The organism is Caulobacter sp. 05L422 (assembly GCF_056397765.1).
Window position 1 is genome coordinate 66,464 of sequence record NZ_JBFTOB010000014.1, and the last position, 25,505, is coordinate 91,968.

Annotated in this window: 30 protein-coding genes and 1 pseudogene; 19 read left to right on the forward strand and 12 right to left on the reverse strand. The window is 67.3% G+C overall.

The genetic code is table 11. From position 1 onward, the window contains the following. Positions 1–54 precede the first annotated feature (54 nt). The 5 genes from AC1DMQ_RS14525 to AC1DMQ_RS14545 all read right to left on the reverse strand — a co-directional run bounded on the left by AC1DMQ_RS14525 (position 55) and on the right by AC1DMQ_RS14545 (position 5,079). Entirely contained in the window at positions 55–1,341 is a 1,287-nt protein-coding gene (locus tag AC1DMQ_RS14525; protein WP_477034266.1) for a D-alanyl-D-alanine carboxypeptidase family protein, read from the reverse strand. Between the two features lie 101 nt (positions 1,342–1,442). Further along, positions 1,443–2,018 carry a hypothetical protein gene (locus AC1DMQ_RS14530; RefSeq protein ID WP_477034267.1) on the reverse strand — a complete coding sequence of 192 codons (576 nt, stop codon included), beginning with the start codon at positions 2,016–2,018 and terminating at the stop codon, positions 1,443–1,445. A 57-nt stretch (positions 2,019–2,075) separates the two neighbouring features. Continuing rightward, positions 2,076–3,242: a mechanosensitive ion channel family protein gene (locus AC1DMQ_RS14535; RefSeq protein WP_477034268.1), complete on the reverse strand. Its 1,167-nt coding sequence runs from the start codon at positions 3,240–3,242 to the stop codon at positions 2,076–2,078. A gap of 69 nt (positions 3,243–3,311) precedes the next feature. Further along, on the reverse strand, positions 3,312–3,671 hold the full coding sequence (locus AC1DMQ_RS14540; protein WP_477034269.1) for a hypothetical protein: 360 nt from the start codon (positions 3,669–3,671) through the stop codon (positions 3,312–3,314). A 109-nt stretch (positions 3,672–3,780) separates the two neighbouring features. Then, complete coding sequence (locus AC1DMQ_RS14545; protein WP_477034270.1) at positions 3,781–5,079, reverse strand: SLC13 family permease; 1,299 nt, start codon at positions 5,077–5,079, stop codon at positions 3,781–3,783. A 93-nt stretch (positions 5,080–5,172) separates the two neighbouring features. On the opposite strand from AC1DMQ_RS14545, the gene AC1DMQ_RS14550 reads away from it, so the two are divergent. Together AC1DMQ_RS14550 and AC1DMQ_RS14555 are read left to right on the forward strand one after the other, a co-directional pair. Then, the gene (locus AC1DMQ_RS14550; RefSeq protein WP_477034271.1) at positions 5,173–6,015 is read left to right on the forward strand and encodes a hypothetical protein; all 843 of its coding nucleotides are present in this window, start codon (positions 5,173–5,175) and stop codon (positions 6,013–6,015) included. A 10-nt stretch (positions 6,016–6,025) separates the two neighbouring features. Next, a complete protein-coding gene (locus AC1DMQ_RS14555) occupies positions 6,026–6,769 on the forward strand; it encodes a universal stress protein (RefSeq protein WP_477034272.1) in 744 nt (247 codons plus the stop codon). 7 nt (positions 6,770–6,776) lie between these two features. On the opposite strand, the gene AC1DMQ_RS14560 is transcribed toward AC1DMQ_RS14555, so the two are convergent. Continuing rightward, a complete protein-coding gene (locus tag AC1DMQ_RS14560) occupies positions 6,777–7,244 on the reverse strand; it encodes a MarR family transcriptional regulator (RefSeq protein WP_477034273.1) in 468 nt (155 codons plus the stop codon). Between the two features lie 125 nt (positions 7,245–7,369). On the opposite strand from AC1DMQ_RS14560, the gene AC1DMQ_RS14565 reads away from it, so the two are divergent. The 11 genes from AC1DMQ_RS14565 to AC1DMQ_RS14615 all read left to right on the forward strand — a co-directional run bounded on the left by AC1DMQ_RS14565 (position 7,370) and on the right by AC1DMQ_RS14615 (position 14,038). Further along, complete coding sequence (locus tag AC1DMQ_RS14565) at positions 7,370–7,624, forward strand: hypothetical protein (protein ID WP_477034274.1); 255 nt, start codon at positions 7,370–7,372, stop codon at positions 7,622–7,624. 391 nt (positions 7,625–8,015) lie between these two features. Further along, on the forward strand, positions 8,016–8,789 hold the full coding sequence (otsB, locus tag AC1DMQ_RS14570; protein ID WP_477034275.1) for a trehalose-phosphatase: 774 nt from the start codon (positions 8,016–8,018) through the stop codon (positions 8,787–8,789). After that, positions 8,786–10,165, forward strand: coding sequence for an alpha,alpha-trehalose-phosphate synthase (UDP-forming) (gene otsA, locus AC1DMQ_RS14575; RefSeq protein ID WP_477034276.1), 1,380 nt, complete (start codon positions 8,786–8,788; stop codon positions 10,163–10,165). The genes otsB and otsA overlap by 4 nt, the downstream gene beginning before the upstream one ends. 235 nt (positions 10,166–10,400) lie before the next feature. Beyond that, on the forward strand, positions 10,401–10,697 hold the full coding sequence (locus tag AC1DMQ_RS14580) for a hypothetical protein (RefSeq protein ID WP_477034277.1): 297 nt from the start codon (positions 10,401–10,403) through the stop codon (positions 10,695–10,697). Between the two features lie 51 nt (positions 10,698–10,748). After that, positions 10,749–11,135 (forward strand): hypothetical protein, encoded by a 387-nt coding sequence (locus tag AC1DMQ_RS14585; RefSeq protein WP_477034278.1) that lies wholly within the window; start codon positions 10,749–10,751, stop codon positions 11,133–11,135. Further along, the gene (locus AC1DMQ_RS14590; protein ID WP_477034279.1) at positions 11,132–11,404 is read left to right on the forward strand and encodes a DUF5985 family protein; all 273 of its coding nucleotides are present in this window, start codon (positions 11,132–11,134) and stop codon (positions 11,402–11,404) included. The genes AC1DMQ_RS14585 and AC1DMQ_RS14590 overlap by 4 nt, the downstream gene beginning before the upstream one ends. After that, entirely contained in the window at positions 11,404–11,682 is a 279-nt protein-coding gene (locus AC1DMQ_RS14595; protein ID WP_477034280.1) for a DUF5985 family protein, read from the forward strand. The genes AC1DMQ_RS14590 and AC1DMQ_RS14595 overlap by 1 nt, the downstream gene beginning before the upstream one ends. 120 nt (positions 11,683–11,802) lie before the next feature. Further along, positions 11,803–13,185 carry a chloride channel protein gene (locus AC1DMQ_RS14600; RefSeq protein WP_477034281.1) on the forward strand — a complete coding sequence of 461 codons (1,383 nt, stop codon included), beginning with the start codon at positions 11,803–11,805 and terminating at the stop codon, positions 13,183–13,185. Beyond that, positions 13,182–13,487 carry a hypothetical protein gene (locus tag AC1DMQ_RS14605; protein ID WP_477034282.1) on the forward strand — a complete coding sequence of 102 codons (306 nt, stop codon included), beginning with the start codon at positions 13,182–13,184 and terminating at the stop codon, positions 13,485–13,487. The genes AC1DMQ_RS14600 and AC1DMQ_RS14605 overlap by 4 nt, the downstream gene beginning before the upstream one ends. Positions 13,488–13,654: 167 nt before the next feature. After that, entirely contained in the window at positions 13,655–13,858 is a 204-nt protein-coding gene (locus AC1DMQ_RS14610; RefSeq protein ID WP_477034283.1) for a hypothetical protein, read from the forward strand. A 42-nt stretch (positions 13,859–13,900) separates the two neighbouring features. Beyond that, the gene (locus tag AC1DMQ_RS14615; RefSeq protein WP_477034284.1) at positions 13,901–14,038 is read left to right on the forward strand and encodes a hypothetical protein; all 138 of its coding nucleotides are present in this window, start codon (positions 13,901–13,903) and stop codon (positions 14,036–14,038) included. Positions 14,039–14,064: 26 nt separating this feature from the next. Here AC1DMQ_RS14615 and AC1DMQ_RS14620 read toward each other — a convergent pair whose 3' ends face one another. Continuing rightward, entirely contained in the window at positions 14,065–14,568 is a 504-nt protein-coding gene (locus AC1DMQ_RS14620; protein WP_477034285.1) for a hypothetical protein, read from the reverse strand. A 218-nt stretch (positions 14,569–14,786) separates the two neighbouring features. On the opposite strand from AC1DMQ_RS14620, the gene AC1DMQ_RS14625 reads away from it, so the two are divergent. Continuing rightward, a complete protein-coding gene (locus tag AC1DMQ_RS14625; RefSeq protein ID WP_477034286.1) occupies positions 14,787–15,326 on the forward strand; it encodes a hypothetical protein in 540 nt (179 codons plus the stop codon). Between the two features lie 138 nt (positions 15,327–15,464). Here the strand turns inward: AC1DMQ_RS14625 and AC1DMQ_RS14630 are convergent, their stop codons facing one another. Beyond that, positions 15,465–15,938 carry a hypothetical protein gene (locus AC1DMQ_RS14630; protein WP_477034287.1) on the reverse strand — a complete coding sequence of 158 codons (474 nt, stop codon included), beginning with the start codon at positions 15,936–15,938 and terminating at the stop codon, positions 15,465–15,467. Between the two features lie 280 nt (positions 15,939–16,218). Here AC1DMQ_RS14630 and AC1DMQ_RS14635 point away from each other — a divergent pair. Next, a pseudogene (locus AC1DMQ_RS14635) lies at positions 16,219–16,476 on the forward strand (tyrosine-type recombinase/integrase); the annotation flags it as partial. A 219-nt stretch (positions 16,477–16,695) separates the two neighbouring features. Here the strand turns inward: AC1DMQ_RS14635 and AC1DMQ_RS14640 are convergent. Both AC1DMQ_RS14640 and AC1DMQ_RS14645 read right to left on the reverse strand, forming a co-directional pair. Next, positions 16,696–17,010 (reverse strand): hypothetical protein, encoded by a 315-nt coding sequence (locus AC1DMQ_RS14640; RefSeq protein ID WP_477034288.1) that lies wholly within the window; start codon positions 17,008–17,010, stop codon positions 16,696–16,698. A gap of 5 nt (positions 17,011–17,015) precedes the next feature. Continuing rightward, complete coding sequence (locus AC1DMQ_RS14645) at positions 17,016–18,773, reverse strand: chloride channel protein (protein WP_477034289.1); 1,758 nt, start codon at positions 18,771–18,773, stop codon at positions 17,016–17,018. A gap of 104 nt (positions 18,774–18,877) precedes the next feature. Here AC1DMQ_RS14645 and AC1DMQ_RS14650 point away from each other — a divergent pair, with 104 nt between their 5' ends. The 3 genes from AC1DMQ_RS14650 (at position 18,878) to AC1DMQ_RS14660 (ending at position 22,647) form a co-directional block, all read left to right on the forward strand. Beyond that, entirely contained in the window at positions 18,878–19,315 is a 438-nt protein-coding gene (locus AC1DMQ_RS14650) for a MarR family winged helix-turn-helix transcriptional regulator (protein ID WP_477034290.1), read from the forward strand. A 23-nt stretch (positions 19,316–19,338) separates the two neighbouring features. Further along, positions 19,339–20,469 carry an HPP family protein gene (locus AC1DMQ_RS14655; RefSeq protein WP_477034291.1) on the forward strand — a complete coding sequence of 377 codons (1,131 nt, stop codon included), beginning with the start codon at positions 19,339–19,341 and terminating at the stop codon, positions 20,467–20,469. 858 nt (positions 20,470–21,327) lie between these two features. Then, positions 21,328–22,647 carry a reverse transcriptase domain-containing protein gene (locus AC1DMQ_RS14660; protein WP_477034292.1) on the forward strand — a complete coding sequence of 440 codons (1,320 nt, stop codon included), beginning with the start codon at positions 21,328–21,330 and terminating at the stop codon, positions 22,645–22,647. Between the two features lie 230 nt (positions 22,648–22,877). Here the strand turns inward: AC1DMQ_RS14660 and AC1DMQ_RS14665 are convergent, their stop codons facing one another. Together AC1DMQ_RS14665 and AC1DMQ_RS14670 are read right to left on the reverse strand one after the other, a co-directional pair. Continuing rightward, positions 22,878–24,224 (reverse strand): ATP-binding protein, encoded by a 1,347-nt coding sequence (locus tag AC1DMQ_RS14665; protein WP_477034293.1) that lies wholly within the window; start codon positions 24,222–24,224, stop codon positions 22,878–22,880. Between the two features lie 2 nt (positions 24,225–24,226). Further along, positions 24,227–24,934 carry a response regulator gene (locus AC1DMQ_RS14670; protein WP_477034294.1) on the reverse strand — a complete coding sequence of 236 codons (708 nt, stop codon included), beginning with the start codon at positions 24,932–24,934 and terminating at the stop codon, positions 24,227–24,229. 157 nt (positions 24,935–25,091) lie between these two features. Here AC1DMQ_RS14670 and AC1DMQ_RS14675 point away from each other — a divergent pair, with 157 nt between their 5' ends. After that, the gene (locus AC1DMQ_RS14675) at positions 25,092–25,499 is read left to right on the forward strand and encodes a hypothetical protein (RefSeq protein ID WP_477034295.1); all 408 of its coding nucleotides are present in this window, start codon (positions 25,092–25,094) and stop codon (positions 25,497–25,499) included. Positions 25,500–25,505: the final 6 nt, after the last annotated feature.

The window sequence follows — 25,505 nt, forward strand, 5'->3', positions numbered from 1 at the left end:
CGGCTTGGATTTCGTTGCCTGGGGAGAACCACAGCATGCGGCGAAACGACAGGCTCACTCCATGAGGACTAGGCAATCTTCCCCCTCAGCGGTCAGGACCTCGCAGGCGGCGCTGGCGCCTTCGGCCGAGCGGGCCGAAAACCGCGCTGCGAACAGCGCGCCGATCCTGGAGACGTCGCGGGCGCGCGCGCCAAACCGGCGGGGATGACGTTTGGTGACGTCGGCCAGCCTGGCCGCGCTGCTGGCCTTGGAGCGAAAGGCCCCGACCTGCACCCACCATCGCGCGCGTTCTGCGGAAGGTGAGGCGACATCGCCTTGGGCGAGGGCGATTTCAGGTTCCGTTGTCGTGGACGCCATCAAGGTTGGGGCGGCGGCTGGTGGAATGGCCTTGTCGTCAACCTGCCGCGCCGGCTGCGTCGGGTTCAGCAGATCGTTGACCGCGACCTCGAAGCCGGCTGAGCGGATGGCCAGGCTCGAGAAGCTGGCCTGGACCAATCGTTCCATGAAGGCGTCGCGCGAGCGCGCCGAGCGCCCGCCCAGCACCACGGCGATGACCCGCCGCCCGTCCTGTCGACCCGAGGTCAGCAGGTTGTAACCCGAGGCATTGACGAAGCCGGTCTTGAAACCATCGATCCCCGGCTTGGCCAGCAAGCGGTTATGGCCTCGGATCACCCGGCCGCGAAACACCGTCTGCTCCTGGTTGAAGATGGCGTAGTCGTCGGGATGATCGCGAAGGAAGGCACGGCCCAGCAAGGCCAGGTCACGCGCGGTGCTGTAGTGGCCCGGATCGGGCAGGCCCGAGGCGTTGCGAAACTGGGTGTGAGACAGGCCAAGACTCCTGGCTTTGGCGGTCATAGCGCGGGCGAAGGCGGCCTCATTGCCGCCGAGACGCTCGGCCAGGGCCGTGGCGAGGTCATTGGCCGATTTGACGACCAAGACATCCATCGCCTCCTGGAGGCTGAGGCTCGAGCCCGCCGCCAGGCCCAGGCGCGACGGCGGCCGCGAGGCGGCGCGCGGCGAGATGATGACCCGGTCGGTCGGCTTGGCGCGGCCCGCGTCGAGCGCGTCGAACGCCAGGTACAGGGTCATCACCTTGGTGATCGACGCTGGATACCGACGCGCATCTGCATGACGGGCGTACAGCGTCTCGCCGGTCTGAGCGTCGATGACGATGGCCGCGAACCGCTCATCGGAACCCTGGCCTGCGGCGTTAGCGGCCGGACCTGCAAACAGCGCTAGGCAGGCCGCAAGGCCGACGAAGACGGGGAGAATCCAGGCCGATGGCGTCCAAAGCGCCTGGTGAACGCGCGAGGGCGCGTGAAGAAATCTCAAGTCGAACATGGGGCCAATGCGCCGTCGGAATGGTGAATCGGACCTTAAGGTTCGGCAAAAAACATCGCCGCACGATATTATTTGGAGGCTCGGTCAGAACGTGGCCGGACTTACGTCGCCGGCCGCTTGGGAAGGGCGTGGCCGGCCGTGATCCGCACGGACAGCGTCCCGAATGGGGTCGGATCGGTGAGGCTCGCCTGCAGCCCGCCCGCCCGCCAAGTCATCGTCAGTCGCGGCGCCGCGCCATGGGCGAACTGGACGCGCGCGCTATGCGACGAGGCGGGCGGTCCAAAGCGCGCCTTGAGCAGGCCGATGAGCGCATGGAAATTGTCGGGCGATGTTTCCAGCGACACCGCCTCGACGCTCTGACCACGGACAAACAGCGTCAGCCGCTTCAGCCGAACCTTGTCGGTGAGCCGCGGCGGGCTGTCGATCAGATAGTCGCCGTAGCGCCGCGCGACGCGACAGGCTTTGGCGCCATCGGGCCCGGGTTCGCCGCAGACCAAGGGCGCCGCGGCCAGGGTCGACACGGGAAGGCCGACCAGCGCCTCGACGCCGGCCAGACCCAGGGGACCCTTTGCGTCCAGCGCCGCTCCGGGGTCTTGGCCTTCGTCCATCGCTTGCGCGGGGACCGTGCTCGCCAGGGCGACCAGGGCGAGGAGGGCGGAAAGGGGTTTGGAGGTCATGGCATGGCGCCTTTGCAGGGTGGGATCGGCGGGCCTGGAACGGGCTTGGTCATGCCCTTAGATCGCGCCCACCAGTTCGGCGATCTGGCGTTCGGGCATGACGATCTTGAGGTGAGGGAAGGGGATCTCCACGCCGGCCTCGTCGAAGGCCAGCTTGATGCGCCGGTTGTATTCACGCCCCACGGTCCATTGCTGTAGCGGCGGGGTCTTGATCCGCGCCTTGAGCACCACGCCGCTGTCGGCCAGGCTGTCGACCCCGACCACCTCGATCGGTTCGAGGATCTTGTCGGCGAAGTCCGGGTCGGCCTTCAGACGCGCCCCGACCCTGCGCATGATCGCCAGGGCTGCATCCAGATCCGAGGCGTAGGACACCTGCAGGTCGAAGACGTAGTACGAGAAGCTCTTGGTCAGGTTATGCAGCACCTGGGCTTCGCTATAGGGAAAGACGTGCACCGTGCCGTTGAAGTCGCGCAGCCGGATGGTGCGCAGGGTCATCTGCTCGACTAGGCCGCCGCTGTCGCCGATGCGGACGATGTCGCCCACCGAGACGATGTCCTCGACGATCAGGAAGATGCCGGTCAGGAAATCCTTGACCAGGGTCTGGGCCCCAAAGCCCAGGGCGACACCGACGACGCCCGCTCCGGCCAGTAGCGGTCCGATCTTCACCCCCAGCTCGCCCAGGCCCATCAGCACCGCGACGATGACGATGGCGCCTTGGGCGATGCCGCGCAGCAGCGGCGCCAGGGTGGCCAGCTGGGCGCGACGGCGCGGTTCGGCGGCGTGGTCGGCAAAGCCTCCCATGGCGCGGCCGATCGCCAGGCCCGCCAATTCGAACGCCGCCACCCCGACGATCAGCAGCAGGCCAAGGCGGATCGCGCTGGCCAGGATCCGCGCGCCGAACGGGCCCGCCGTCCAGGCCAGAAGGTTGAAGCCCCAGATGTCGGCGATGATCAGCCCCGCGGCCACGCCGGCGGCGACCTGGGCGACGCGGCCGGCCAGCCGCGCCAGCCGATTGGACCGCACGGTTTTTTCCGCGTCGGATGGGCCGGGCAGGTGATGAGCGCCCAGCCGCGCCAGGCGCCTGGCCAGGCGCCCCGCGGCAAGCGCCGCGGCGGTCACCCCCACGGTCAGGGCGATGTCGATCATCCAGACCAAGGGGCTCAGGCCGGAGAAATGCGTCAGAAGGGCCCGCAGGCCCGCCAGGATTCGTTCGCTCGCCGTCATCAGGCGCGCCTCCTCATGCTGTGCGGGTTGCGCCGCGCGACGCGGCGCTCGTGGCGGCGCCAGGCGGCCCTAGGCCTGCAAGGGCTCGCGCGTCAGGGCGTGGCGGATGCGCGCGACCTGATGATCGGGCGCGCGCCAGTCATGCTGGCCGTGGGCTTCGTGCTCGAGAGGATCGAGCAGCATGGAGCGCACGCCCCAGGTCGACAACAGCGTCGCGGCCAGTTCCGGGACCTTGCGCTCGCCGGTCGGTTGGCCGGCCATCAGCGCCAGGGTCGGACCCGTCTGGGCGGTCATGGCCAGGGCCATCTTGGCCGTCTGGATGGGACCCACGACACGGATGTCGGCGTCATAGAGCGTGGTCATGATCGCGGCGGCGTCGATGTCTTCGCCGCAGATCAGCAGAATGGTTTCCTTGTCATGATCGGTCATTGCGTCCCCACTGTTCAGGGCCTAACGCGCTGGCCCAAAAACATCGTAGCACGATCCAATGAGTCGCCCGGACACATCGACCTGACGAATTCGTGACCCCTGTTGGGGCCTAGAACGGGAAGAACACCGGGATGACCGCCAAGCCGACAGCCCAGGTAATCAGGTTGAGCGGCGCGCCGATGCGCACGAAGTCGAGATAGCGGTAGCCGCCCATCTGGTAGACCAGCACATTGGTCTGGTAGCCGAACGGCGTGGCGAAAGCGGCGCTGGCCGCCATCATCACCGCCACCAGGAAGGGTCGGGGGCTGACCCCCAGGCTCTCGGCCAGGGCCACGGCCATCGGCGTCAGCAGAACGGCCACGGCGGCGTTGGACAGAAGCTCGGTGAGTAAAAGAGTCGCGCCATAGATCAGGGCCAGGGCGTAGAGCGGGCCCAGTTGACGAAGCCATCCGACCAGAGCGTCGGTGGTCAGGGCCGCAAGGCCGGTGACTTCCAGGGACAGGCCAACCACCACCATGCCGGCGATGAGCAGCAGGATCTCGGGACGCAGGCCCTTATAGGCGTCTTCCACGCCGATCACGCCGGTGACCACCAGCAGCACCGCGCCGGCGAAGGCCGACGCGGCGATCGGCAATAGGCCCAGGGCCGCGACGGTCACCACCAGCACGAACACGCCCAGCGCCGCGCCCGCGCGCCAGGGGTCGAACGGCGCGTCGATCGGGTAGAGGGCCGGATCCTCGCCCGCAGGGGTCATCGCCGCCTGAGGCTGGGAAGGCGGCTCGGTCGGCGTGGTCGTCTCGACGCTGAGCAGGCGTGGCCCCACCAGGACAAGATAGAGCCCGCCCGCCGCGGCGATGATCAACGCCACTGGCGTGGCTTCGAACAGGCTGAAGGCCGGTTGCCCGGCGTTGCGGGCCATGTCGTTGACCAACAGGTTTGTCGAGGTGCCGATCAGCGTGCAGGCCCCGCCCAGGATGGTGGCGTAGGACAGGGGGATCAGGAAGCGCTTGGGCGACAGGCCCAGCGATTGGGAAACGTCGCGCACGACCGGGGCGCCCAGCACCACGATCGGGGTGTTGTTGAGAAAGGCCGAGGCCATGCCGCAAAACACGATAACCAGCCAAAGGCCCGCCGCGCCCATGCGCGCGCAAAGCCGCGTGGCGCCGCGGATCAGCAGGCCCAGCAAGCCGGACAGCTCCATGGCGTAGGCAATGACGAACAAGGAGGCCAGCGCCAGGATGGCGGGGCTGGCGAAGGCGCCCTGAACCTCGACCGGGCGCACGGTGCGCGTGCCCAGCAGCACGGCCGCGCCGGCCAGGGCCACGACGTCGGCGCGCAGTTTGCCGTGGATCAGGGCGGCGACCACGGCGGCCAGCACCGACAGGGCGATGATCTGGGCAAGGCTCATCGCCGGCGCGCCGGGGGTCTGGGCGGGACGTCCGGCGCGGACCGGGGCGGAGACGATTGCAATCGGGACCCTGTCTTCTGCTAGGCTGGCGCCATGAGCGACCATAGACCGAGGTCTCCGGACCGCAAGTTCGCCTTGATCGCCCCCATCGCCACTGGGGTCGCGGCCATTATCGTGCTCGTCCTGGTGCTGACGCGGCCTGGGCCTGTCCCGGCGACCCCGCCCGAGCCGCCGCCGCCCTTCGTGCCCGCGCCAGCCGCTCCCGCGCCGCCAGCCATCGCGACCCGCGCCGATCTGATCGCCGCGTCCGCGGCGGCGGCTGACGCCTATGCGGCGGGCTCGACCGGCGGCGCCAAGGATCTGGTTGGGCGCCGCTTCATGGTCAAGCTGGCCTTCGGTTGCGGCGGGCCGGCCGCTGATCCGGGGCCGGCCCAGGCCTACTACCAGTACGACCCGGCCGGTCCTACGCTGCGCTTGGTCGCGCGGCCCGCGACCTGGACCGACCTGCCGCTGGTCCGCGCCGCCTCGGGCCAGGCTCCGGCCGAGACGGTCGAGGGCTTCTGGATCCCGCGCCCATGGCTGACGCGCGAGACCTGTCCCAAGCGCCGCGATGTCGCGCCGCCGGCGACGCCGACGCCGGTGGAGGCGCCAAGCCTTGGTCTGGCCATGTTCCATGACGCAGGAGCCTCGCGCGTGGAGCGTCGCAGCGAGCGTCCGTATGAACATGTCGTCAAGCTCGACGGGGGCGGCGCTGATCAACCACAGTCCTTTGATCTGCGATTGGAGGGCCGCATCGCCAGCTTCGCCGACGGGGCGGCGATCCGGTGCTGGAGCGAGTCGGCCGAACACCGTCCCACCTGCCTGTTCGCCGTGGAGCTGGACCGCGTCGCCTTCGAGGACGCCAAGGGCGCCGTGCTGGCGGACTGGCCGCGATGAGCGAGCGGCGATGAGTGAGCGTTCGGCGCGGGTTACGGCCCTGGTCGACCAATCGGCCTACGCTTCCAGCGTAGCCGAGCACGCCGCCTGGCTTTGCGGTCGCCTGGGCGGGCGGCTGCAGTTGCGCCACGCCCGCGAGCCGGATGAGGCTGTCCAGGACGCCCAACGGCTCTTGTCGGACCTGACCGTCCAGGTCACCGACCAGGGCGCTGAGGCGCCGCAGCAGACCCTCGTCGAGGGCGGGGTCCTGGCCGCGGCGATTAGCGCCGAGGCCGACCTGCTGGTGATGGGCAAGAGGGGAGCGGGGGCCCAGAACGATCCGACGATGTTGGGCCGTCATGTCGATCCTATTCTTCGCGCGGCCAAGGTCCCTGTCTGCTTGGTGTCCAAGGTCTTCCTGCCCATCACACGGGTTGTGGCGGTGATGGACGCCGAGCCGGGGCGGCGGGCGGCGCTCGATCTGATCATCGCCCAGTCGGGTCTGGCCGATTTCGATCTCGACGTGGTGGTGGCCGCCTATCCTGGAGAGGATCCCAGCGAAAAGCTCGCCCTGGTCCGCCAGACGCTGGACGGCCGGGCTGGGGCGTTCGCCGTCCACGCCGAGCGGCTTGGCGCGGCGGTCTGGGACTATCTTGGCGCGCGTCCGACCGACCTGATCGTCATCTCGCGCGAGGTGCTGTTGACCTCGGTCCCCTTACACGCGGTGTCGCCGCAAAGCCTGTGGGCGGCGCGCGCCTCGGTGCTGGTCTGTTGAACTCTCGCTAGCGACTGGGCCGCGCCGCGCGCCGGGCGGCCTCGATGATGCCGGCCAGGATGTCGGCCCCCTCGTTGAGGCGGCCCAGATTGCGCTGGGAGATGGCTTCCAGGATCGCCTCGCCGCGCGGACGCAAGGCCAGGATCACCCGGCGGCGGTCGGCGTCGGAATCGCGGCGCGCCACAAGATCGCGTTCGACCAGACGCGCGACCAGTTCGACGGCGCTGTGGTTCTTGATCAGGAGGCTGCGCGACAGCTCGCCGATCGAGATCGGATCCGGTCCCGGATGGGCCTTGATGGCCAGCAGGGCCTGGTGCTGTTGAGCGCTCAGGCCATGTTCGCGCGCGCCCTGTTCGCTGAACGCCAGGAACTGGCGGATCGCCAGGCGGAAATCCCCCAGCGCGCGGTAGTCGTCTTCGGTCAGGGCGGGGCTGTCGGCGAGGGTTGGCGAAGGCGGCGAGGGCGGCGACGTCACGGGATTGATCCTGGCGGCGCGACCAAGCTCGCGGCCAATCGATCTTCTAGCACGCGCGCCGAGTCGTGGCGGTTTCGTGATTGACCGATTTGACTCATTAGATCGTGCCGCGATATTTATGGCCCATGGCTTTCAGAAAAGCCGTGCGCGCCCAGGTCACGGGGCCGCCGGCGCGGGCTTTTAGAGGGTGGCTCGCGCCGGCGTTGCGGCGTCGATGGCGGCTTTGGACTCTGCTGATCGGGGCCGCCGTCATGGCGGCGGCCGGGGCCTTGGCCGGCGCCGAGGTTCGCCTGGGCGACCTGGAGCTTCGGCCGGGCCACGCGCCGCATCTGCGGGTCGGGCCGGGGCAGGGCGGTAAAGCCGGCGTCACTATCCCGTGAGACGCCGCCCGCACGCTGACTGGCCTGCTAGTCTCATGCCAGCCGCGGTCGCCTGGACCCGGCTCGCGCTTTCGCCGACGTCGCATTGTGCGACGGGGCCAGCCATCCCTTCGGTGGCCGGTCCGACACTTTGGAGAACCATCGCGCCGCGCACGGCGCTTCAGACCACAAGGGGCATTCCTATGCGACCAAAGATCCAAGCCGGCGCATCTCGCCGCCCGCGCGCTCGGCGCGCCACGCCAAGCCGCCGCGCCAGCTCGCCGCGGCCCTAGAGCTCGATCCCACCGCCGCGATGGCTTGGCCATCGCCCCCTTGAGCCGCCGCCGGTCCTCCGGCGCGACGGCAGGTCGCGTCCGAACTGAATTTCCCGGGCGCCGGCCATGGAGACCCCATGACGGCCCAGATCATCAGCTTTCCCGATACGCTTTTACCGCCGCCGGCGCTCGATACGGCCGGCAGCGCCCTGTTCCTCGACCTCGACGGCGTCCTGGCGCCGATCGTCGACCGGCCAGACGGCGTCAAACCCGATCCTCGGCGCACCCTGGTCCTGCGCCGGCTGGCCGAGCGCCTGGGCCGCCGGATCGCCATCGTCAGCGGCCGCACGATAGCCGAGGTGTCGGCGATCACCGAGGACGCGGTCGCCGCCGTGGCCGGCGTCCATGGTCTGCAACGCCGCACAGCCGTGGGCGAGGAGATCGCCGTGCTCGCCGCCCCGGAACTGGCCGAAGCGACCGCGATCTTCCAGGCGCTGGCCCGCGCCCAGCCGCAGTTGATCGTCGAGGACAAGGGGCTGTCGGTCGCGCTGCACTATCGCGCCATCCCGTCGGCCTGCGAGGCGGTCCGCGAAGTGGCGCGCCGCCTGGAGGCGGCGACGGACCTGGTCCTGCAGGAAGGCGACATGGTCGCCGAGCTGCGCACCGCCGGCGCCGACAAGGGCCAGGCGCTGGAGGCCTTCATGGCCGAGTGGCCCTTCCAGGGCGCGCGACCGATCTTCGTGGGCGACGACCTCACCGACGAGGACGGTTTTCTGGCCGCCGAGGCGGCTGGCGGCTATGGCGTGCTGGTGGGCGAAAGCCGGCGCCAGACCGTGGCCCGCTATCGCCTAGCCGACGTCGCGGCGGTCCTGGACTGGCTGGAGGCGGCGATCGTCGAGCGCGCCTCGTGAGCCGTCTGATCGTCGTCTCCAATCGCGTCAATCCGCCCAGCGACGCGGGCATGGGCACCGCCGGGGGTCTGGCCATGGCGCTGGCGGCGGCCCTTCGCGAATATTCAGGGGTCTGGTTCGGCTGGAGCGGCGAGACGATCGACAGCTTCACCGGCCAGATTTCGATGCAGAAGGTCGGCGGCGTGACCGTGGCCCTGGTCGATCTGGAAGAGCAGGATCGCGAGGAATATTACGACGGTTACGCCAACCGCACCCTTTGGCCGCTGTTTCATTCGCGCACGGATCTGGCCGCCTACGAGCGCTCGTTCGGCGAGGGCTATCAAAGGGTCAATCGCCGCTTCGCCGAAACATTGGCCCCGCTGATCGGGCCAGACGACCTGGTCTGGATCCACGATTACCACCTGATCCCCCTGGCCGATGAACTGCGGCGGCTGGGGGTGACCAATCGCATCGGCTTCTTCCTGCATATTCCCTGGCCGAGCCGGCGGCTGCTGACCACCTTGCCTCAGCACAAGGAGCTGGTGGAATCGCTGCTGGCCTACGACCTCGTCGGTTTCCAGACGCACGACGCTCTGGAGGCATTCTCCGACTATGTCGAACGCGAGCTGGAGCTTTCAATCAGCGGCGGCGTCGTCAAGGCCGGTGGCCGGTGCACGCGCATCGGGGCGTTTCCGATCGGGATCGAGGCCGAGGCTTTCGCACAACTGGCCCAGGAAGACCCGGCCCGGGAGACCTTCGAACGCGTGCGCGCCAGCCAGGCGGGCCGGCGCATGATTCTGGGGGTCGATCGCCTCGACTATTCCAAGGGGCTTGAGGAGCGGTTCCTGGCCTACGAGCAACTTCTGGTCGATCATCCTGACTGGGCCGAGCGCGTCTTCCTGCTGCAGATCGCCACCCCCAGCCGCGACGCCGTGCAAGCCTATCAGGAGATCCGCGCGCGCCTCGACGGTGTGTCGGGCCGCATCAACGGCGCCTTCGCCACGGTCGATTGGGTGCCAATCCGCTACGTCAACCGGGCCCACCGGAGGGACGAGCTGGCGGGCATCTATCGGGCGGCCCAGGTGGGGCTGGTCACACCCTTGCGCGACGGGATGAACCTGGTGGCCAAGGAATACGTCGCCGCCCAGGATCCGGAGGATCCGGGCGTCTTGGTTTTGTCCAAATATGCCGGCGCCGCCGAGCAGATGCAGGACGCCTTGATCATCAACCCGTTCAGCCGCGAGGAAACCTCCGAGGCGCTTGGCCAGGCCTTGGCCATGCCCAAGGCCGAGCGGGTCGCGCGCTGGAGGCGGCTGATGGACGGCGTGACGCGCGACGACGTCTCGGCCTGGCGCGATCGATTCGTCGCGGCTCTGGCGGCGATGTCGAGGTCGTGACCGCGCCGGACGGCGACAGGCGCAAAGCATCGTGATACGATGTTTGAGTCGGGGCAAGCCGACGCGAGCGGCCGCCAGAGCCGCCGCGGGAGGAGACGCACCATGAAGCCTGGCCACCTGAGCGGCTTGCCGCTTGAAATCATCCTCGTCGCGGCCACTGTTCTAGTCTGCGCGTGGTTCGTGTCGCAACGCCTGGGCGGCTGAGCGGCAAAGCGTTGATCGTGCTGGAGACCCCATGAGCCAAAGCGCTTGGGAGGACGCCCTGGAAACCGTCGTGGCTTTCCTGGAGGCGCCGCCGCCGCCCAATTCGGAACATGGACGGGTCTTCGACGAGGCGTTGCGGCGTGTTTTGGCCGCAACCCCGTCCGCGGGGCTGGAAGATCCGTCCGGTGACGAGGCCGCCGCCGGTCTCGACCAGGGCCTGCGGGCTCGCCTGGACGATCTGGCGCGCCGACGGGCGCCGGCAAATCCGTTTGGCGATCATCCCGATGGCATTGGCCCGACCCTGGGCATGGACCTGGGCGGCGACTGAAGGATGGCGGGTTGTTTGAAACGTTCACACGCGACGATGGCGGACGACTAGATGCCGCGTCGGGGCGATCCTGGATTTGACGACGACATCGTGCGGTTCGTGGTGTCGGACCTGCGCACGGTGTGGGCGCTGGAATTGTTGCTCTTGATCAGGAGCACGCCGGATCGCGTCTGGACGGATGGGGCGCTGACCGCCGAGCTGCGCGCCAATCTTGGCATGGTCGGCGAGATCCTCACGCGCCTGCAGGCGTTGGGTCTGGCTGTGCAGGATGGGGAGGGCTGGGCCTATCGGGCCGCCAACGCCGAACTCGACGCTCTCTGCGCTCGCACCGAAGGCGCCTATCGTCAGAAGCCGTTCGCGATGATCAGCTTGATCGGGCGAGGCAGCAGCGCTCTGCACGACCTAGCCGACGCCTTTCGGCTGAAGGGCAAGGAATGATGAGCCTGCTCGCGCCGCAACTGGTCTATCTGCTGTGCTTGGCCACCAGCCTGGTCTGCGCGGTGTTGCTGGCGCGGGCCTATGGGCGTTCGCGCCATCGCCTGTTGCTCTGGTGCGCCGTAAGCTTTGCTCTTCTGGCGCTGAACAATCTCCTCCTTGTCGCCGACCTCGTACTCTTTCCAACGACAGACCTTTGGGTGTGGCGCCAGGTGGCGGCGGCCGCTGCTCTGGGTGTCCTGTTGGGCGGCTTCATCTGGGAGCGCGACTGATGCATCCACCTATCCTGATCGGCTTCGTTGGCGGCGCCTTGGCCATGGGCTACGCGGTTGCGGCCGTCTTCTTCCTGCGGTTCTGGGCCAGCAGCCGCGACCGCCTGTTCCTGGCCTTCGCGGGTGCCTTCGCCCTGATGGCTACGGCCCAGATCTTCACCCTCTTGGCCAGGTCGGGACAGGAGGAGGATGGTCATGTCTACCTGCCGCGCCTAGCCGCCTTCGTGCTGATCATCGTGGCGATCCTCATCAAGAACCTGCCCTCCCGCCGGACCTGAAACGCTCGCCTTGACCCGACCGCCGCGCGCGATTACGGCCTAAACATCGTGAGGCGATGTAAACGCCTGATCCAACCGTCCTCTTTCTGTCGCGCCTCGGCGTCGAAAAGTGCTTTGCCCATGTCCTCGCCTCTGGAGACCCTTGGCCGTCAGCACAAGCTGGTGCGCCTGCGGGCCCGACGTTCGATGCGCACCGGCGCGGTCGTGGCCGCGGCCGTGGCCGCCGGCGCCGCGGCGGTCGGCTTCGCCAAGCTGTGCGATGCGGCCATGGCGCTGCACGCGCGGGTGATCATGGGCCGAGCCTGGCTTGGGCCGCTGCTGTTGGTCGTCGGCATGCCGCTCTGCGTGTGGCTGATGCGCCGCCTGGCCCCGGCCGCCGCAGGCAGCGGCATCCCGCAGGTGATCGCCGCAGGCGAGATCGGGCGGGGACGGGGCCTGGACGGCGAGAAGATCCATGACGAACGGGTCTCGATCCGCACGGCCCTGGTGAAGATCTTCCTGGCCGCGCTGCTGCTGGTCTGCGGCGGATCTATCGGTCGCGAAGGGCCCACCGTCCAGGTGGTCGCGGCTGTCATGGTGTTCCTGACCGGTTGGCTGCGCGGAGGACCGGGCCGACGCACACTCTTGATCGCCGGCGGCGCGGCCGGGGTGTCGGCGGCGTTCAACACCCCGATCGCCGGCATCGTCTTCGCCGTGGAGGAACTGGCGCGGGGCTTTGACAAACGCGCCAACACGGTGGTGATCCTGGCCGTGGTCTCCGCGGGCGTCGCCGCTTACGCGCTGGGTGGCAACTACGCCTATTTCGGCGACATGTCCGGTTCAGCCGGCTGGCACGCCTGGCTGAGCGCGGCTCTGATCGGCGTCGTCTCCGGGCTGGCCGGAGGTCTCTTCTCGGGCCTGATGGCCGCGGTGCTGGTCGGCGACAATCGCGTCCGGCGCTGGAAGGACGCGCGGCCTGTCCGCTTCGCGCTGATCTGCGGTGTGATCGCTGCGGGGGCTGCGGTCCTCAGCGGCGGGGTGACCTATGGCGCGGGCTACGCCGAGGCCAAGTCGCTGCTCTTTGGCCACTACGCCTCCGGCGGCGGGCTGGCGCTCGGCAAGTGGCTAGCGACCCTGTCGGCGGCGGCCAGCGGCGCGCCGGGCGGAATCTTCGCCCCGTCGCTGGCGACGGGCGCCGGTCTTGGAGCGCTGTTCGCGCATCTGGCCCCTTGGGCAGGCGCCCGCGAGGCGGTGACGCTCGGCATGGCCGGCTACTTGGCGGGCGTCGTCCAGGCACCGCTGACCAGCGCGGTGATCCTGATGGAGATGACCCGCGATCCAGGCCTAGTCGGGCCGCTGTTGCTCTGCACGCTGATCGCCCGGCGCTGCTCCGAAGCGGTCGCGCCGGTCCCGCTCTACCATGCGCTGGCTCGCGCGTGGACACGCCCGCGTCGTCGAGCCGGGCGTCCGTTTCCGGCCAAGCCTGAGGGCTTGGCGATCACTTCGGATGGAGTGGCTCCGTGACTTTTCTAAATCTGGCCCGCCGACTGCTGTGCGTCAGCGCGTTGATGATGATCAGCGCAATCGTCATCAGCGTCATGACCCACGACGCCTGGCTTCTCGTGGGTCATGTCCTCGGAGCCGCCAGCGCGGTCATGGCCGCGATCGCGGTGTTGGTGTTCGTCATCGTCGGGTTGCGACAGTTCGCGGCTGGCTTGCCGCCAAGGCCGCCAGGCGAGGACACCATCGCGCCGTTCGAGCAGGGCCTCACGGGGCTTGGGCGACCGGCAGACTCAGAGAGCCCTTCGGCGCTGGATGCCGATTGATCACCGGTTGAAGGTCGTTTTCCCGGATCGACGGCAACGTCCGCTCCTGGCGCCACCCAGACCGCGCCTCGCCCAGATGAACTTCTTCAGAAAGCGGACGCAGCGATGGGCCGAGTTGGGTGGGCGGGAGACGTTGGCTCACCGCCCGCGCCGAGATACGCTGAGGTATGAACCAGCTTTCTGCACTCGAGATGGCCGCCGCTGTCATTTTGGCAGAGCAGGTCAGCCCTACCGAAAGCCGCGCTCTCGTCGATCAGTTGAAGTCGGCTGAGGTGACTTCTCGCGATTTTACAGGGCTCGGCTTCTTCACGGAGTTCAGCGTAGACAGGGCATTACCGCCAGCCGTGGTCAACGTCAGTCCTGGAGGATGAGTTCGTGCTGAAGTGGGACCGAATGCCTACCCGCTGGAGTTCATGCTCTACGTCAAAGATGGCTACGCAGAGATGATCGAAGCCTACAGCTTCCTCGACGGCTACGGTGATCTAGACGTGCTGACTGCCCCCTTCACAGAGCCAAAAGCCTTCAGTCCGGACATAACCAAGGGCGGCTAAGGGTGGGTTCCAGACCTATCGCTTCGCTATCTCGGCCCCGCCGCAAGGCGCGCTTCGATTTCAACAGGCTCCTTGGTGCCAATGATCTTGGCCGCGCAGTCCGCGAAACACTCTAACTTGGCGCGATCTGGGGACAGGATCGCAAGCGTATCGGGGTCGATGACGATGAAGCTGAGGTCGCCATCGCAATGGCTAATTCCGCAGTCGCCATGGACTAGAAGCCTTTTTCCAGCAGGAGTACTCACGCAACTGACGCCGTTATTCTCCCCGCTAGGCGTCACCCGAAGTCGCTTGCCAGACCAGTTCTGCACCACGATCTCTGTGTCCGCATCGATCTGAAACGTTTCAGCGACAATGCCTGGCACGTTGACAACGCGAACGACGGCCTGCCCGCAACGCCCCCCAAAACTGGTGGCAGGTGAGGCCTCAACGCCTTCGAGACCAATTGCGGATTGCCCAAGCGCTGGTCCGGCGACAAGCGCAATGCCCAGCGTGAGCGTCAGGGTGTAGTCGAACGCTTGGTTACGCATTGGCCCCCCTACGGCAACGCTGGTCGAGGTCAGCGCATCGTCGCAAGGTGCATCCATCCGCGCGCAAGTTCAATGTTCGCAACGGGTGGAAGTTGGACGCCAGGGTCAGATCGGTAGCAATTGGAGGCGCAAGCCGCACGCCATAGCGACTAAGTGCTGGACGGTGGACATTCACAATCAATATCGCGATGTTGATCGGGCAACGTCTGGAGAAATTTGTGCAGTACAATCTCCTCTGGAAGACTGGAGCTTGGGCGTTCGCTTCGCTGATAATGCTTGGTGCCAGCATTGGGACGCGCGCTGAAGAGGCGTTGACCGCTAAACGCTGGGGCAACATTCGGCAATCGATCTCGCCGCCCGGATTTGGCGGCGAAAATATCGAACTTTTCGAGGTTTCCGACGGCTCTAACGTCCGGTGGTTTGCTCGGCGGACCGCGATTGAATGGATAAAACCAGGCGAGCGCGGCACCGCGCCACGTTGGATAAATAGTGAACGGTGCCCCGCACTCATCAAGGTTTTGCTAGCGACGAACGAGCTTTCCCAATCTCCTCGTGAACCCGACCCTTCTGTCTTAGACGGGGGATCGCTGTCAGTTCGCACTAAGTCCCGCTTTCCCCAACTCGCTGGCGAAGGTTTTTCTTTCGAGGGCAATTGGGGAAGCCAAGTCGATCTTTGGATTAAGGCTCAGCTGCCTTTGCTATCGAAGTGTTGGACCACTCGAAAACCTTCTGGCGTTGTATTTCCAGCAGAAAGTTAGTTGGGGTTAGGCGATAATTGGCGGGTCCGAATTGGGTCGGGTGCAGAAATGAAGGCCACGCCTGAAGCCGGACCTTGGTCGCCATGCCGGTGAGCGGACGGAACGAAGGTCAGCTAGGAGTGGTTGGCGGACGCAGGATTACTGTTTTTCCTTGTCCGCCTTAGCTTTCTCTCGAAAAAGTTCGGTCAGTTTAAGCGGCACTACATCGCCCAGTCGGGCCGCTGGGTTCGGGGTCGTTGTACAGACAAGGTCCAACTGGCTCTCAAGTACCGAGCCAGGCCTGACGTCTATCCGATGGACGCTGTAGCGGCCGTTATCTCTCACCTTTCCATCGAGGCGATAATCATAGAACTCCAGCGGGATGTACCATCTCTTTTCGCAATTGAACCAACCTCGGTTGCGCCGGTATGCGCTGCCCCGCTCCTCAGTCTTATTATGAATCGTAAGAGTCCACGCGGACTTCACGCTTCCCTCGACCGTCTCGACGTTTTCAAGATCAACGAAAAACCACCCGGCCTCATTTGTCGAGGCAAAGTAATAGTCGGCTGCATGCGTTGAACTGGAAAGAGTGAAGCCAACTGCTATTGCCACAGCGCCCAGCCATAACTTCATGTACTTCGCCCCTCCCGATATGAAATCCAGGTTCGCTTTAGCCTACGAAATCTTATTTGCGCAAATTACCGGTTGGATCTTGGTTGCGGGAGGCCCTTCGAGAGTCTGACTTGGGGCGGGTGCGGAAATGATCCCCGCACCAGAAACCAGACCTAGCGCTAAGATGCTGGCTCGATGGAGACCTGTGGAAGAGCCTTCGCCATGCAATCCTTTACCTGATGGATCGGCAGCGACGATGCAAAATAGACAGTCGCTGCTCCGTCTGTCGCTGCGCGGTAGCTCCCGACCGGGCGACCACATCACGACCCGCCAATATGCTCGGCTCGTAAATCACTGGGTGGCGATGATCGACCTGGAGCCCTGCGCCTATGGCACGCACAGTTTGCGCCGAACCAAGGTGGCGTTGATCTACAAGAAAACCGGCAACCTACGAGCCTGCCAACTTCTGCTTGGCCATCGGAAACTAGAAAGCACCGTGCGCTATCTTGGGATCGAGGTGGACGATGCGCTGGAGATGTCAGAGCAGATCGACCTCTGACTGCGCACGCTTTTGCCTACGGCGGCAGCCCGCACTAATCATCGGGGAAGGAGGTCGAGCCATCTGACACGAACGTCGTGTTTCTGGAGCAGTGCGAGAGTCTGCTGTTGGCGCAGACCGGCCTCGCCTCTGGTGGGCGCCCGTCAAGCGATGCCGCGAGACCGGCGCCCAAACGGCGTCATGCCGCAAGGCCCCACCTTGGGGCGGCATGGATCCAGATCAATGCTTGCGGATTAGTTTGCGAAGCCGGGCCCAGGGCCCCGCCCGCTCGGATTCACACCTCTGCGTCTGTTCGGCGCGTAGAAGTCTCAATTCCAGACGGCTCTCGCGTCCGGCCTCTTCCAGCCAGGCGTGCAGCGACCGCCAGCCGGTCTTGAGGCGATGGTAGGCCTGGTCGGGGCCGGCGTCGTCAGGTGCCGTTTCGGATCCGATCAGCCGGAGGATCTGCAGCAGCACCTCCGCCAAGGCCTGCTGCCGCGCCGCCAGCACGAGCATCCGTTCGCGCCGCGACTGCTCTTCGGATTCGCCGGCCATCTCGCCTAGTCCCGTCGTCCGGGCGTGAAATAGGCCTGTCGTTCGCCTTCGGCCTTCGAGGTCGTCGCATGAATCTGCAGCAGGTCCTTGCGGGCGAGCAAGCCCACCAAGCGACCGGTGGCCGGGTCGGTGACTGGAATGCGGCCGTGGCCGGTCGCCAGCATCAGGTCGACCACGCGCGCGACCACGTCGTCGGGATGGGCGACGGGCAGGGCGGCGTCCGACACCCGCTCGGCCAGGGTCTGTTCCTCCAGCCCGCCCTCGACCCGCCAAGCCAGGGCGTCGGCTCGCGACACCAGTCCGACCAGCCGCCCAGACGCCTCGACGACCGGATAGATCCGGTGGCGGCCACGCTCCAGGACAGCGACGGCGGCGGGGATGGACAGGTCGGCCGGCAAGGTGTCGACCGCCTGGACCATCACTTCGGAAACCCGAACCAGCTCGTAGGGATCCACGCCGTATTCGCGGGTGATGTGCCGGCCCCGGCGGGCGATCTTCTCGGTCAGGATCGAGCGCTTGAGCAGCAGCACCGTGGTGGCGTAGGCCGCCGCCGAGGCCGCCAGCAGCGGGGCCAGCATCCGCCAGTCGCCGGTCAGCTCGACCGCGAAGATCACGGCGGTCAGCGGCGAGCGCATGGTTCCGCCCAGCATCGCCGCCATGCCCAGCAAGGCCCAGAAGCCGGCGTCGCCCGGCAGCACCTGGCCGACCAGCCAACCCATCGCCCCGCCCAGGATCAGCAGCGGCGCCAGCACCCCGCCCGAGGTGCCCGACGACAAGGCCACCAGCCAGATCAGCGCCTTGACCACCAGCAGGACGACGACCGCCTGGACCACCAGATGGCCTGTCAGCAGATCACCGATGACGTCGTAGCCGACGCCCAGGGCCCGGGGCTCGATCAGCCCGCCCAGGCCCACGCCCAGGCCGCCCAGCGCCGGCCACCACATCCAGTGGATCGGCAGGCGCTCGAAGGCGTCCTCCAGTCCGTACAGCAGCTTGGTCAGCAGGCCCGACTGCAAGCCGGCCAGCACGCCCAGCCCCGCGCACAGGGCCAGGCCCCACCAGGGCAGGAGCGGATCGGCGGAGAACGGAAACAGCGGGCCGCTTCCGAACAGCAGCGGCCGCCAACTGGTGGCGGTGACCGCCGCGACCGCCACCGGGATGAAGCTGCGCGGCCGCCATTCGAACAGCAGCAGCTCGACCGCCAGCAGAACGGCGGCCACCGGCGTGCCGAAGATCGCGGTCATGCCCGCCGCCGCGCCAGCAACCAGCAAGGTCTTCCGCTCGGCGGCGCTGAGGTGGAAGAACTGGGCGAACAGCGAACCGATCGCCCCGCCGGTCATGATGATCGGCCCCTCGGCCCCGAACGGCCCGCCCGTGCCGATCGAGATCGCCGACGAGATCGGCTTGAGCACCGCAACCTTGGGCGACATCCGGCTGCCGCCGATCAGGATCGCCTCGATGGCCTCCGGGATGCCGTGGCCGCGGATCTTTTCGGATCCGAACCGCGCCATCAAGCCGATGACCAGGCCGCCCAGCACCGGCGCGCCCACCATCCAGGGCGACGGCGTCAGATGCTCGAGCGTGCGGGAAACGACGTCGAACCGTCCGAACCAGACGAGATTGGTCGCCAGGGTGATCAGGCGGATCAGCAGCCAGGCCGCGCCCGCCCCGCCGCTGCCGACCACCAGCGCCATCGCCGCCAGCATCAGCAGGCGGCGATCGGCGGTGAAATCGCCGAGCGCTCGGCGGGGGGCGACGGTCATGGACCTGGACTCAGCGTTGGCGACGGTCATGCTTCCCTCTCGGCGCGGCTCTTGTGGAAGCGCCAATATGTCGTATTACGATATTTTCCAAGAGGGGCGAACGGTTGAACGACAAGAATCGTGACGAAGACTTCCTGACGCTTGGCCAGTACGTGGCGCTGGCGGCCTTCCGCTACGAGCTGCGCCGGTTCATGGCGTTCAGCGAGACCGCCGCGCATGGCGCGGGTCTGCCCGCCCAGCAGCACCAGGCCCTGCTGGCCATCGCCGGGTTCGACGGCGAAGACGCGCCCACGGTGGGGACCTTGTCGGAACGCCTGATGATCGCGCCCCACACCGCGACCGAGCTGACCGCGCGGATGGTCGAGGCCGGTCTGATCAGCAAGGTTCCCTCACTGCGGGACCGTCGCAAGGTGCACCTGGCGTTGACCGACAAGGCCGAGGGGCTGCTGGCCGAACTGAGCACGGCTCACCTCAAGGAGCTGAAGTCCCTGGAGCCCGCCCTGACCGCCGCCCTCGCACGCCTCGGCCGCGACCAGGCCTGACCTGCCCAGCCCCCCGAAAGTTCATGCGACAGACCCTCACCCTGGCCTTGCGCGGCCGCAATCCGATCCGGCCGGTCGATATCCTGCGATCGGGACTCGGCGCCTTGCTCGGCATCCCCGCCACCGGCCTGCTGGCCCACATGGTCGCCAGCGGCCACGCCTCGGCCTTGCCCCTGCTGGTGCCGCCGATCGGCGCCTCGGCGGTGCTGGCCTTCGCCGTGCCGGCCAGCCCGCTGGCCCAGCCGCGCGCCATCATCGGCGGCAACATGGTCTCTGCCCTGGCGGGGGTGACCTGCGCCCTGGCCTTCCATCCCCATCCCGCCCTGGCGGCGGCGACGGCCGTGGCCTGCGCGATCATCGCCATGGGCCTGTTGGGTTGCCTGCACCCGCCCGGCGGCGCCGTCGCGCTGGGCGCGGCCCTGGTGGCCGGCCCGGTCGGCGCGGCCTCCTACGCCTATGTCTTCGTGCCGGTCGGCCTGTGCTCGGCCTTGCTCGTGCTGTCCGCCATGGCCTATGCGCGGGCGGTGGGACGGTCCTACCCGCACCGCGTGCCGCCGCCGGCCAATGTGCACGCCACCCAGGACGCCCCGCCCCTGCAGCGGGTCGGGTTCACCGCCGAGGACATCGACAACGCCCTGGCCCATTACGGCGACCTGCTAGACGTCGACCGCGAGGACCTGGACGCGCTGTTCCGCGAAGTCGAGCTCCAGGCCCACCGTCGCATCCATGCCCACATCCTGTGCAGCGACATCATGTCCCGCGACGTGCTGAGCGTCGACCTGCACCAGACCGCCGAGAGCGCCCTGGCCTATATGCGGGCCCACGACCTGCGCTCGGCGCCGGTGATCGACAGCGAACGCAAGGTGGTCGGCATGGTGCGCCGCGCCGAGCTCCAGACCGGACGGGACGGTCCCGTCGAGGCGGTGCTGGATCCGTTCGTGCACAAGGTCCGCCCCGGCACGGCGATCGAGGCCCTGCTGCCGATCCTGTCCAGCGGGGTCGCGCACGAGGCCATGGTGGTCGACGAGCACCGCGTTCTGCTGGGCATCATCACCCAGACCGACCTGCTGGGCGTGCTCTACCGCGCCCACATTGTCGAGGCGGTGGCGCTGCAACGGGCCGAGGAAGCTGGCGCGATCGATCCCGCGATCTAGCGACTCGGGAGGTCAAAACAGCGGTTCGCTCGTGAGCGGTCGCTGCGAGCTATAGTCGCGGCGAACGGTCGTCTGAAGGTCGTGTTTCTGGCGTGGCTTGAGAGTCCGCTCGTGGCGCCCGCCGTCCTAATGCGACCTTCGCGTGGAGCAGCGTGGCATCAAGCAACAGCGGCGACGGTTCACGGAAGGGCAGTCGTTTGCCATTCAAGCCTGACTGAACCAGGAACTGGGTGGTGAAGCTCCAGTAAGGGCGCACCCCATTTAGACCCCTTACGTTCACTCGGTGTTCTTTTTGCTTGCGCGACTCCGATGGAAGCCGCACGGTATGCGAGTTCTACCGCGCCGCGTGACCCCGGACCGAAAGGAGCGGAGGAAGCGCAGGGCGGCTGTCACGCGGGTTGCGCCCACGTGGCGGGGATCGTCGCGATGCCAGGCCCTGGTTCTGGTACGCGCTCCGACGAACGCTTGCCTTACGCCATGAGGCTCGATGCCGTTGCCGCGTTGCAGTTTGACGCACATCGAACGGCTAATCGGTCTTTTCTGTCGGTGAGGGGCGAGGGGGCGGCGAGAGTTGCGCTTGACCTGGGCGAAAAACCTTTACGGTGGATGCTGAGGGAGTGCCGACCATGCGCTGCAAAAACGCCCCGCACCGGGGTTGATGATCGTTGCCGCTTTCGCGGCGTCGGTCACGCTTCTGACTGCCTTGCGTGACCCCGGACCGAAAGGAGCGGAGGAAGCGCAGGGCGGCTGTCACGCGGGTTGCGCCCACGTGGCGGGGATCGTCGCGATGCCAGGCCCTGGTTCTGGTACGCGCTCCGACGAACGCTGATCTTGCAAGGTTGAGGCTGCGCGGCACCGATGAGTCTCACCCGACCAAACGACCCGATCGAGCTATTCTGCGAGGTCCGCAAGCGTAGCTCGCTGAAGCGCGCGTGGGACCACGTGCGTCCTCGCGCGCTGCAATCCCGCGATCCTGACACCAAGCGAGAGCGGGCCGCCATCGAGGCGGATACGCTGCTCTATATTGGTCGCCTTCAGAAAGAGATTGGCCCGGAAGGGTTTCGGTTCGACGCTCAGAAAGGCGTCCTGAAGCGGCGAGCCGGGAAGACACCGCGTCCGATCGTTGTCTCGCCTTTGCGCAACCGCATAGTTCAGCGAGCAATTCTGGACGTGTGCCAAAGCAGTTCGCGGCGGATATGCCGCCTCCTTGGGGAATTGCCGAAACGACTGGCAACGCGAACGTCTGTCGGGGGGCTACCAGAGCGCGGCGTGTCGTACGCTGTTCGGCTTATCAAGGAAGCGATCGACGAGGGAGCGACCCACTACGTCCGTTCTGACCTAAAGAACTTCTTCGCCAACTTGCCCAAGCAGCCCCTCCACGCGTTTCTCGACGCTGAGGTCAGTGACAGGTCCTTCGTCGCGTTATTCAAAAATGCTCTTGAGGTAGAGCTCTCGAATCGTGAGGATGAGGATGTCCGGCAGTGGTGGAGCCTGTTTCCCACTACAGAAGTCGGTGTCCCGCAAGGCTCCGCTCTTTCTGCGATAAGCGCGAACATCGTCCTCAGCGACTTCGACGAGCAGCTTAACTCGGGGACAGTCACCACCATTCGGTACCTCGACGACTTCGTCATTCTGGGCCCGTCTGAAGCGACCGTTGCGAGTGCATGGACGCGAGCTGAAACGATACTCGCAGGGCTAGGCCTGGAAGCTCATCAACCAGGCCAGAGCGACAAGGCCGCAAAAGGCACTGTCGCTCAAGGCTTCGAATTTCTGTCTTTTAGGGTTCAAGGTCGAACGATCGCGCCGTCCCGCAAGGCCAAGGACGAACTCTCCAATGACGTCGCGCTAACGATCCGGGACGCCAAGAAGTCTATTCTGGCTTCTGCGGAGCCCAGGCGAGCGCAGCACCGCTTCATTCAGACCATGGAGCTTGTCGATCGGAAGATAAGGGGCTGGGGAGACGCGTTCCAGGAGACCACACAGCGAGTCGAATTCACTCAACTCGACGACCGCCTAGGGAAGCAGATCGACGCTTTCATTGGCTGGTTTCTGAGTGTCCAGAAAGGCCGTTCGTCGTCTGAGCAACGCCGGATGTGGGGTGTCGCGCTCCTGAGAGACACGCCACCCCCTGGAGACGATGGCTTGGGAAGTATCCCTAGTGCCTTCTCCTCGCGGTGACGGTGGACCCGCTGGCTGAGGCAAGTATGTCGGCTAGAGCTTCAATGTCACAAAGTGGGGACGGTGCCTTGGCATCGAGGTCGATGACGCGCTGGAAATGTCCGAGCAGACCGACCTCTAACGGGTCGGCCCAACAGCTATAGCGCCGTCCGGGTGCGCGACGCGTCGCCACGGAACGTCGTATTTCTGGAGGCAAGCCAACGTCCGGTATTGGCGCGTCATGGTCGCTTTCAATCAGACGGAGGCGCTGGCAGCTCGACCGTCGCCGCCAGCCCGCCTTCGGGGCGGTTGGTCAGGGTCAGGCGACCGCCCTGGCCCTTGGCCAGGGCCTGGACGATCGAGAGGCCCAGGCCGGCACCGCCGGTGCGGCGGTTGCGGGAGGCCTCGCCGCGCTCGAACGGGGCGGTGATGGTCTCCAGCACCTCGGTGGGCAGGCCCGGCCCATCGTCCAGCACCATGATCTCGACGCGGCGATCCAGGAGGCGGACGTCGACCGTCACCGCGCCGCCGTAGCGGGCGGCGTTGTCGATCAGGTTGTCGACCATGCGGCGCAGGGCCAGGGGCGAGGTCCAGGCCGTGCCGGCCGCCTCGGGCGCCAGCAGCACGGTCTGCCCCATCTCGAGGCGCAGGGCGACCAGGGTCTCCAGCTCGCGACGAAGGTCGACCGACCGCGCGCCGTCGCCGCGGCCGGCGTCCTGGCGGGCGAACAGCAGGGTGTCGTCCAGCAGCTGGGACATCTCGGCCAGGTCGCTTCCGGCCTTGGCGCGCTGGACGTCGTCGGCGATGAACTCGGCGCGCAGGGTCAGGCGGGTCAGGTAGGTGCGTAGGTCGTGGGCGATGGCCGCCAGCATTCGCGTGCGCTCGTCCATCAGGCCCCGGATACGCCCCTGCATCGTGTTGAACGCCGCCGACAGCTCGCGCAGCTCGCGCGGGCCCCGCAGCGGCAGGGCCTTGGCGTCCAGGTCGGCGCCAAACCGCGCGACCTCGTGGGCCAGCTGGCTGACGGGCCGGGTGGTCTGCCGGACGGCCAGGACCAGCATCAGCAGGGTCACGACCAACAGGGCGGCGGCCGCCAGGGACACGCGGCTGAAGAACTGGCGCGCCGTCTCCGGCGCGCGGCGGCGCAGCACCAGGACCTGGCCGTCGGCCAGGCGCACCGACAGCCGCAGGGCGTGGCGGCCGGGCAGGGCGCCCCCGCGCAACTGGCCGCCCCGCCGGATGTCGATCCGCAGATCGCGCCCGCCCAGCGCCTGGCGATAGGCCTGGTAGCCGGCGTCGCCGGCGTCGGCGATCCGGGCGCGCAGCGGCAAGGGCGGAAAGTCGGCTTCCAGGGTCGTGCGGATGACGCCGGTGTCCAGGGCCTTGACGACCTTGGCGCGAGCGGCCGGCGAGACGGCCTCGACCGCCTCGACGAGCGCCACGGCCTCGGACGGCCGCGGCAGCTGGTAGAAGCGCACGCCGCCTTCGCCCCGGCCCTGCGGCCACACGAGGAGCGCCGCGCCGATCACCAGCATGACCGCCAGGCCGGCCAGGAGGATGGCCGTCATGCGGGTCGAGAGGTTGTCGGACAGCATCATGGCTAGAGCCGTTCCGCCGGCGCGCTGAACAGGTAGCCGCCGCCGCGTACAGTCTTGATCAGGGCCGCGCCGCCCAGCTTGCGGCGCAGGCGGCTCAGCAGCACGTCCACGGCGCGGTCGAACGGCTCGGCGCTGCGACCCCGGGTCCAGTCCAGGAGCTGGTCGCGGCTGAGCACCCGCTGGGGATGGCGCAGGAAAGCCATCAGCAGGTCGTGCTCGCCGCCGGTCAGGGCCACGGGCCGGCCGTCGGGATCGGTCAGGTCGCGGCTGGCCGTGTCGAGCCGCCAACCGGCGAAGCCCAGCACTTCGCCCGGCGGGGCGCTGGCCACGCGATGGACCTCGCGGGTGCGGCGCAGGATCGCCTTCACCCGGGCGAGCAGTTCGCGCGGGTTGTAGGGCTTGGCCAGATAGTCGTCGGCGCCGATCTCCAGGCCGATCACGCGGTCGATGTCGTCGCCCTTGGCGGTGACCATCAGGATCGCCGTGTCGCCGGCCGCCCGCAGGCGACGGCAGACCGACAGGCCGTCCTCGCCCGGCATCATGATGTCCAGCAGCACCAGGTCCACCCGGCGGCGGGCGGCCAGGCGGTCGAAGGCCTCGGCGTCGGCGCAGCCCACGGCCTCGTAGCCCTCGCGGCGCAGCAGCCCCAGGGTCAGGTCCCGGATTTCGGCGTCGTCTTCCACGACCGCTATCAGCGTGTTGTCGGCCATGACCAAGGAGATGCCTCAAGCCTCGGCCCAGCGGAAGCCGTCGCCAGGCCCGTTTACACTTCGACACAGTTTGTCGGACGCGCGCAAACAGGGGATTGCCCGGCGATGGTCAGATGGCGGCGTCGAGGGACACCGACCCCATCCCCATGGAGCGACTATGCGTAAGACTTCCATTCTGGCCACCGGCCTCTCGTCCCTGGCGGTTCTGGCCGCCATGATCGCCGTCCCGGCCCAGGCCGGTCAGCACGGCCGTTTCGTCAGCGTCCAAGGCGCGCGCGGCCACGGCTATGTCCACAATCGAAATGTCAGCCGCCAGCCCGGCGCGGTTTCGGTCTCGCGCGGGACCCAGACCAATTCCGGCCGCGGCGTGGCCAGCAACCGCAACGCCAGCTGGGGCGACGGCGCCTACCACGGTGGGGCCTCCCGCACGTTCAATAATGGCGCTTCCGCCAACCGTTCGACCAACGTCGTCAACAACGGCGACGGCACGGTCAGCTACGACCATTCGCGGACCGGCTACGACGGCTCGACGCGTTCCGTCAGCGGGACGGTGACCCGCCCCTGATCGAAC

Excerpts from the sequence above, each read along its gene's own strand:
- AC1DMQ_RS14525 (WP_477034266.1), bottom strand. The coding sequence starts at position 1,341 with ATGTTCGACTTGAGATTTCTTCACGCGCCCTCGCGCGTTCACCAGGCG.
- AC1DMQ_RS14530 (WP_477034267.1), bottom strand. The coding sequence starts at position 2,018 with ATGACCTCCAAACCCCTTTCCGCCCTCCTCGCCCTGGTCGCCCTGGCG.
- AC1DMQ_RS14535 (WP_477034268.1), bottom strand. The coding sequence starts at position 3,242 with ATGACGGCGAGCGAACGAATCCTGGCGGGCCTGCGGGCCCTTCTGACG.
- AC1DMQ_RS14540 (WP_477034269.1), bottom strand. The coding sequence starts at position 3,671 with ATGACCGATCATGACAAGGAAACCATTCTGCTGATCTGCGGCGAAGAC.
- AC1DMQ_RS14545 (WP_477034270.1), bottom strand. The coding sequence starts at position 5,079 with ATGAGCCTTGCCCAGATCATCGCCCTGTCGGTGCTGGCCGCCGTGGTC.
- AC1DMQ_RS14550 (WP_477034271.1), top strand. The coding sequence starts at position 5,173 with ATGAGCGACCATAGACCGAGGTCTCCGGACCGCAAGTTCGCCTTGATC.
- AC1DMQ_RS14555 (WP_477034272.1), top strand. The coding sequence starts at position 6,026 with ATGAGTGAGCGTTCGGCGCGGGTTACGGCCCTGGTCGACCAATCGGCC.
- AC1DMQ_RS14565 (WP_477034274.1), top strand. The coding sequence starts at position 7,370 with ATGGCTTTCAGAAAAGCCGTGCGCGCCCAGGTCACGGGGCCGCCGGCG.
- otsB (WP_477034275.1), top strand. The coding sequence starts at position 8,016 with ATGACGGCCCAGATCATCAGCTTTCCCGATACGCTTTTACCGCCGCCG.
- AC1DMQ_RS14580 (WP_477034277.1), top strand. The coding sequence starts at position 10,401 with ATGAGCCAAAGCGCTTGGGAGGACGCCCTGGAAACCGTCGTGGCTTTC.
- AC1DMQ_RS14585 (WP_477034278.1), top strand. The coding sequence starts at position 10,749 with ATGCCGCGTCGGGGCGATCCTGGATTTGACGACGACATCGTGCGGTTC.
- AC1DMQ_RS14590 (WP_477034279.1), top strand. The coding sequence starts at position 11,132 with ATGATGAGCCTGCTCGCGCCGCAACTGGTCTATCTGCTGTGCTTGGCC.
- AC1DMQ_RS14595 (WP_477034280.1), top strand. The coding sequence starts at position 11,404 with ATGCATCCACCTATCCTGATCGGCTTCGTTGGCGGCGCCTTGGCCATG.
- AC1DMQ_RS14600 (WP_477034281.1), top strand. The coding sequence starts at position 11,803 with ATGTCCTCGCCTCTGGAGACCCTTGGCCGTCAGCACAAGCTGGTGCGC.
- AC1DMQ_RS14610 (WP_477034283.1), top strand. The coding sequence starts at position 13,655 with ATGAACCAGCTTTCTGCACTCGAGATGGCCGCCGCTGTCATTTTGGCA.
- AC1DMQ_RS14615 (WP_477034284.1), top strand. The coding sequence starts at position 13,901 with ATGCTCTACGTCAAAGATGGCTACGCAGAGATGATCGAAGCCTACAGC.
- AC1DMQ_RS14620 (WP_477034285.1), bottom strand. The coding sequence starts at position 14,568 with ATGCGTAACCAAGCGTTCGACTACACCCTGACGCTCACGCTGGGCATT.
- AC1DMQ_RS14630 (WP_477034287.1), bottom strand. The coding sequence starts at position 15,938 with ATGAAGTTATGGCTGGGCGCTGTGGCAATAGCAGTTGGCTTCACTCTT.
- AC1DMQ_RS14640 (WP_477034288.1), bottom strand. The coding sequence starts at position 17,010 with ATGGCCGGCGAATCCGAAGAGCAGTCGCGGCGCGAACGGATGCTCGTG.
- AC1DMQ_RS14645 (WP_477034289.1), bottom strand. The coding sequence starts at position 18,773 with ATGACCGTCGCCCCCCGCCGAGCGCTCGGCGATTTCACCGCCGATCGC.
- AC1DMQ_RS14655 (WP_477034291.1), top strand. The coding sequence starts at position 19,339 with ATGCGACAGACCCTCACCCTGGCCTTGCGCGGCCGCAATCCGATCCGG.
- AC1DMQ_RS14660 (WP_477034292.1), top strand. The coding sequence starts at position 21,328 with ATGAGTCTCACCCGACCAAACGACCCGATCGAGCTATTCTGCGAGGTC.
- AC1DMQ_RS14665 (WP_477034293.1), bottom strand. The coding sequence starts at position 24,224 with ATGATGCTGTCCGACAACCTCTCGACCCGCATGACGGCCATCCTCCTG.
- AC1DMQ_RS14670 (WP_477034294.1), bottom strand. The coding sequence starts at position 24,934 with ATGGCCGACAACACGCTGATAGCGGTCGTGGAAGACGACGCCGAAATC.
- AC1DMQ_RS14675 (WP_477034295.1), top strand. The coding sequence starts at position 25,092 with ATGCGTAAGACTTCCATTCTGGCCACCGGCCTCTCGTCCCTGGCGGTT.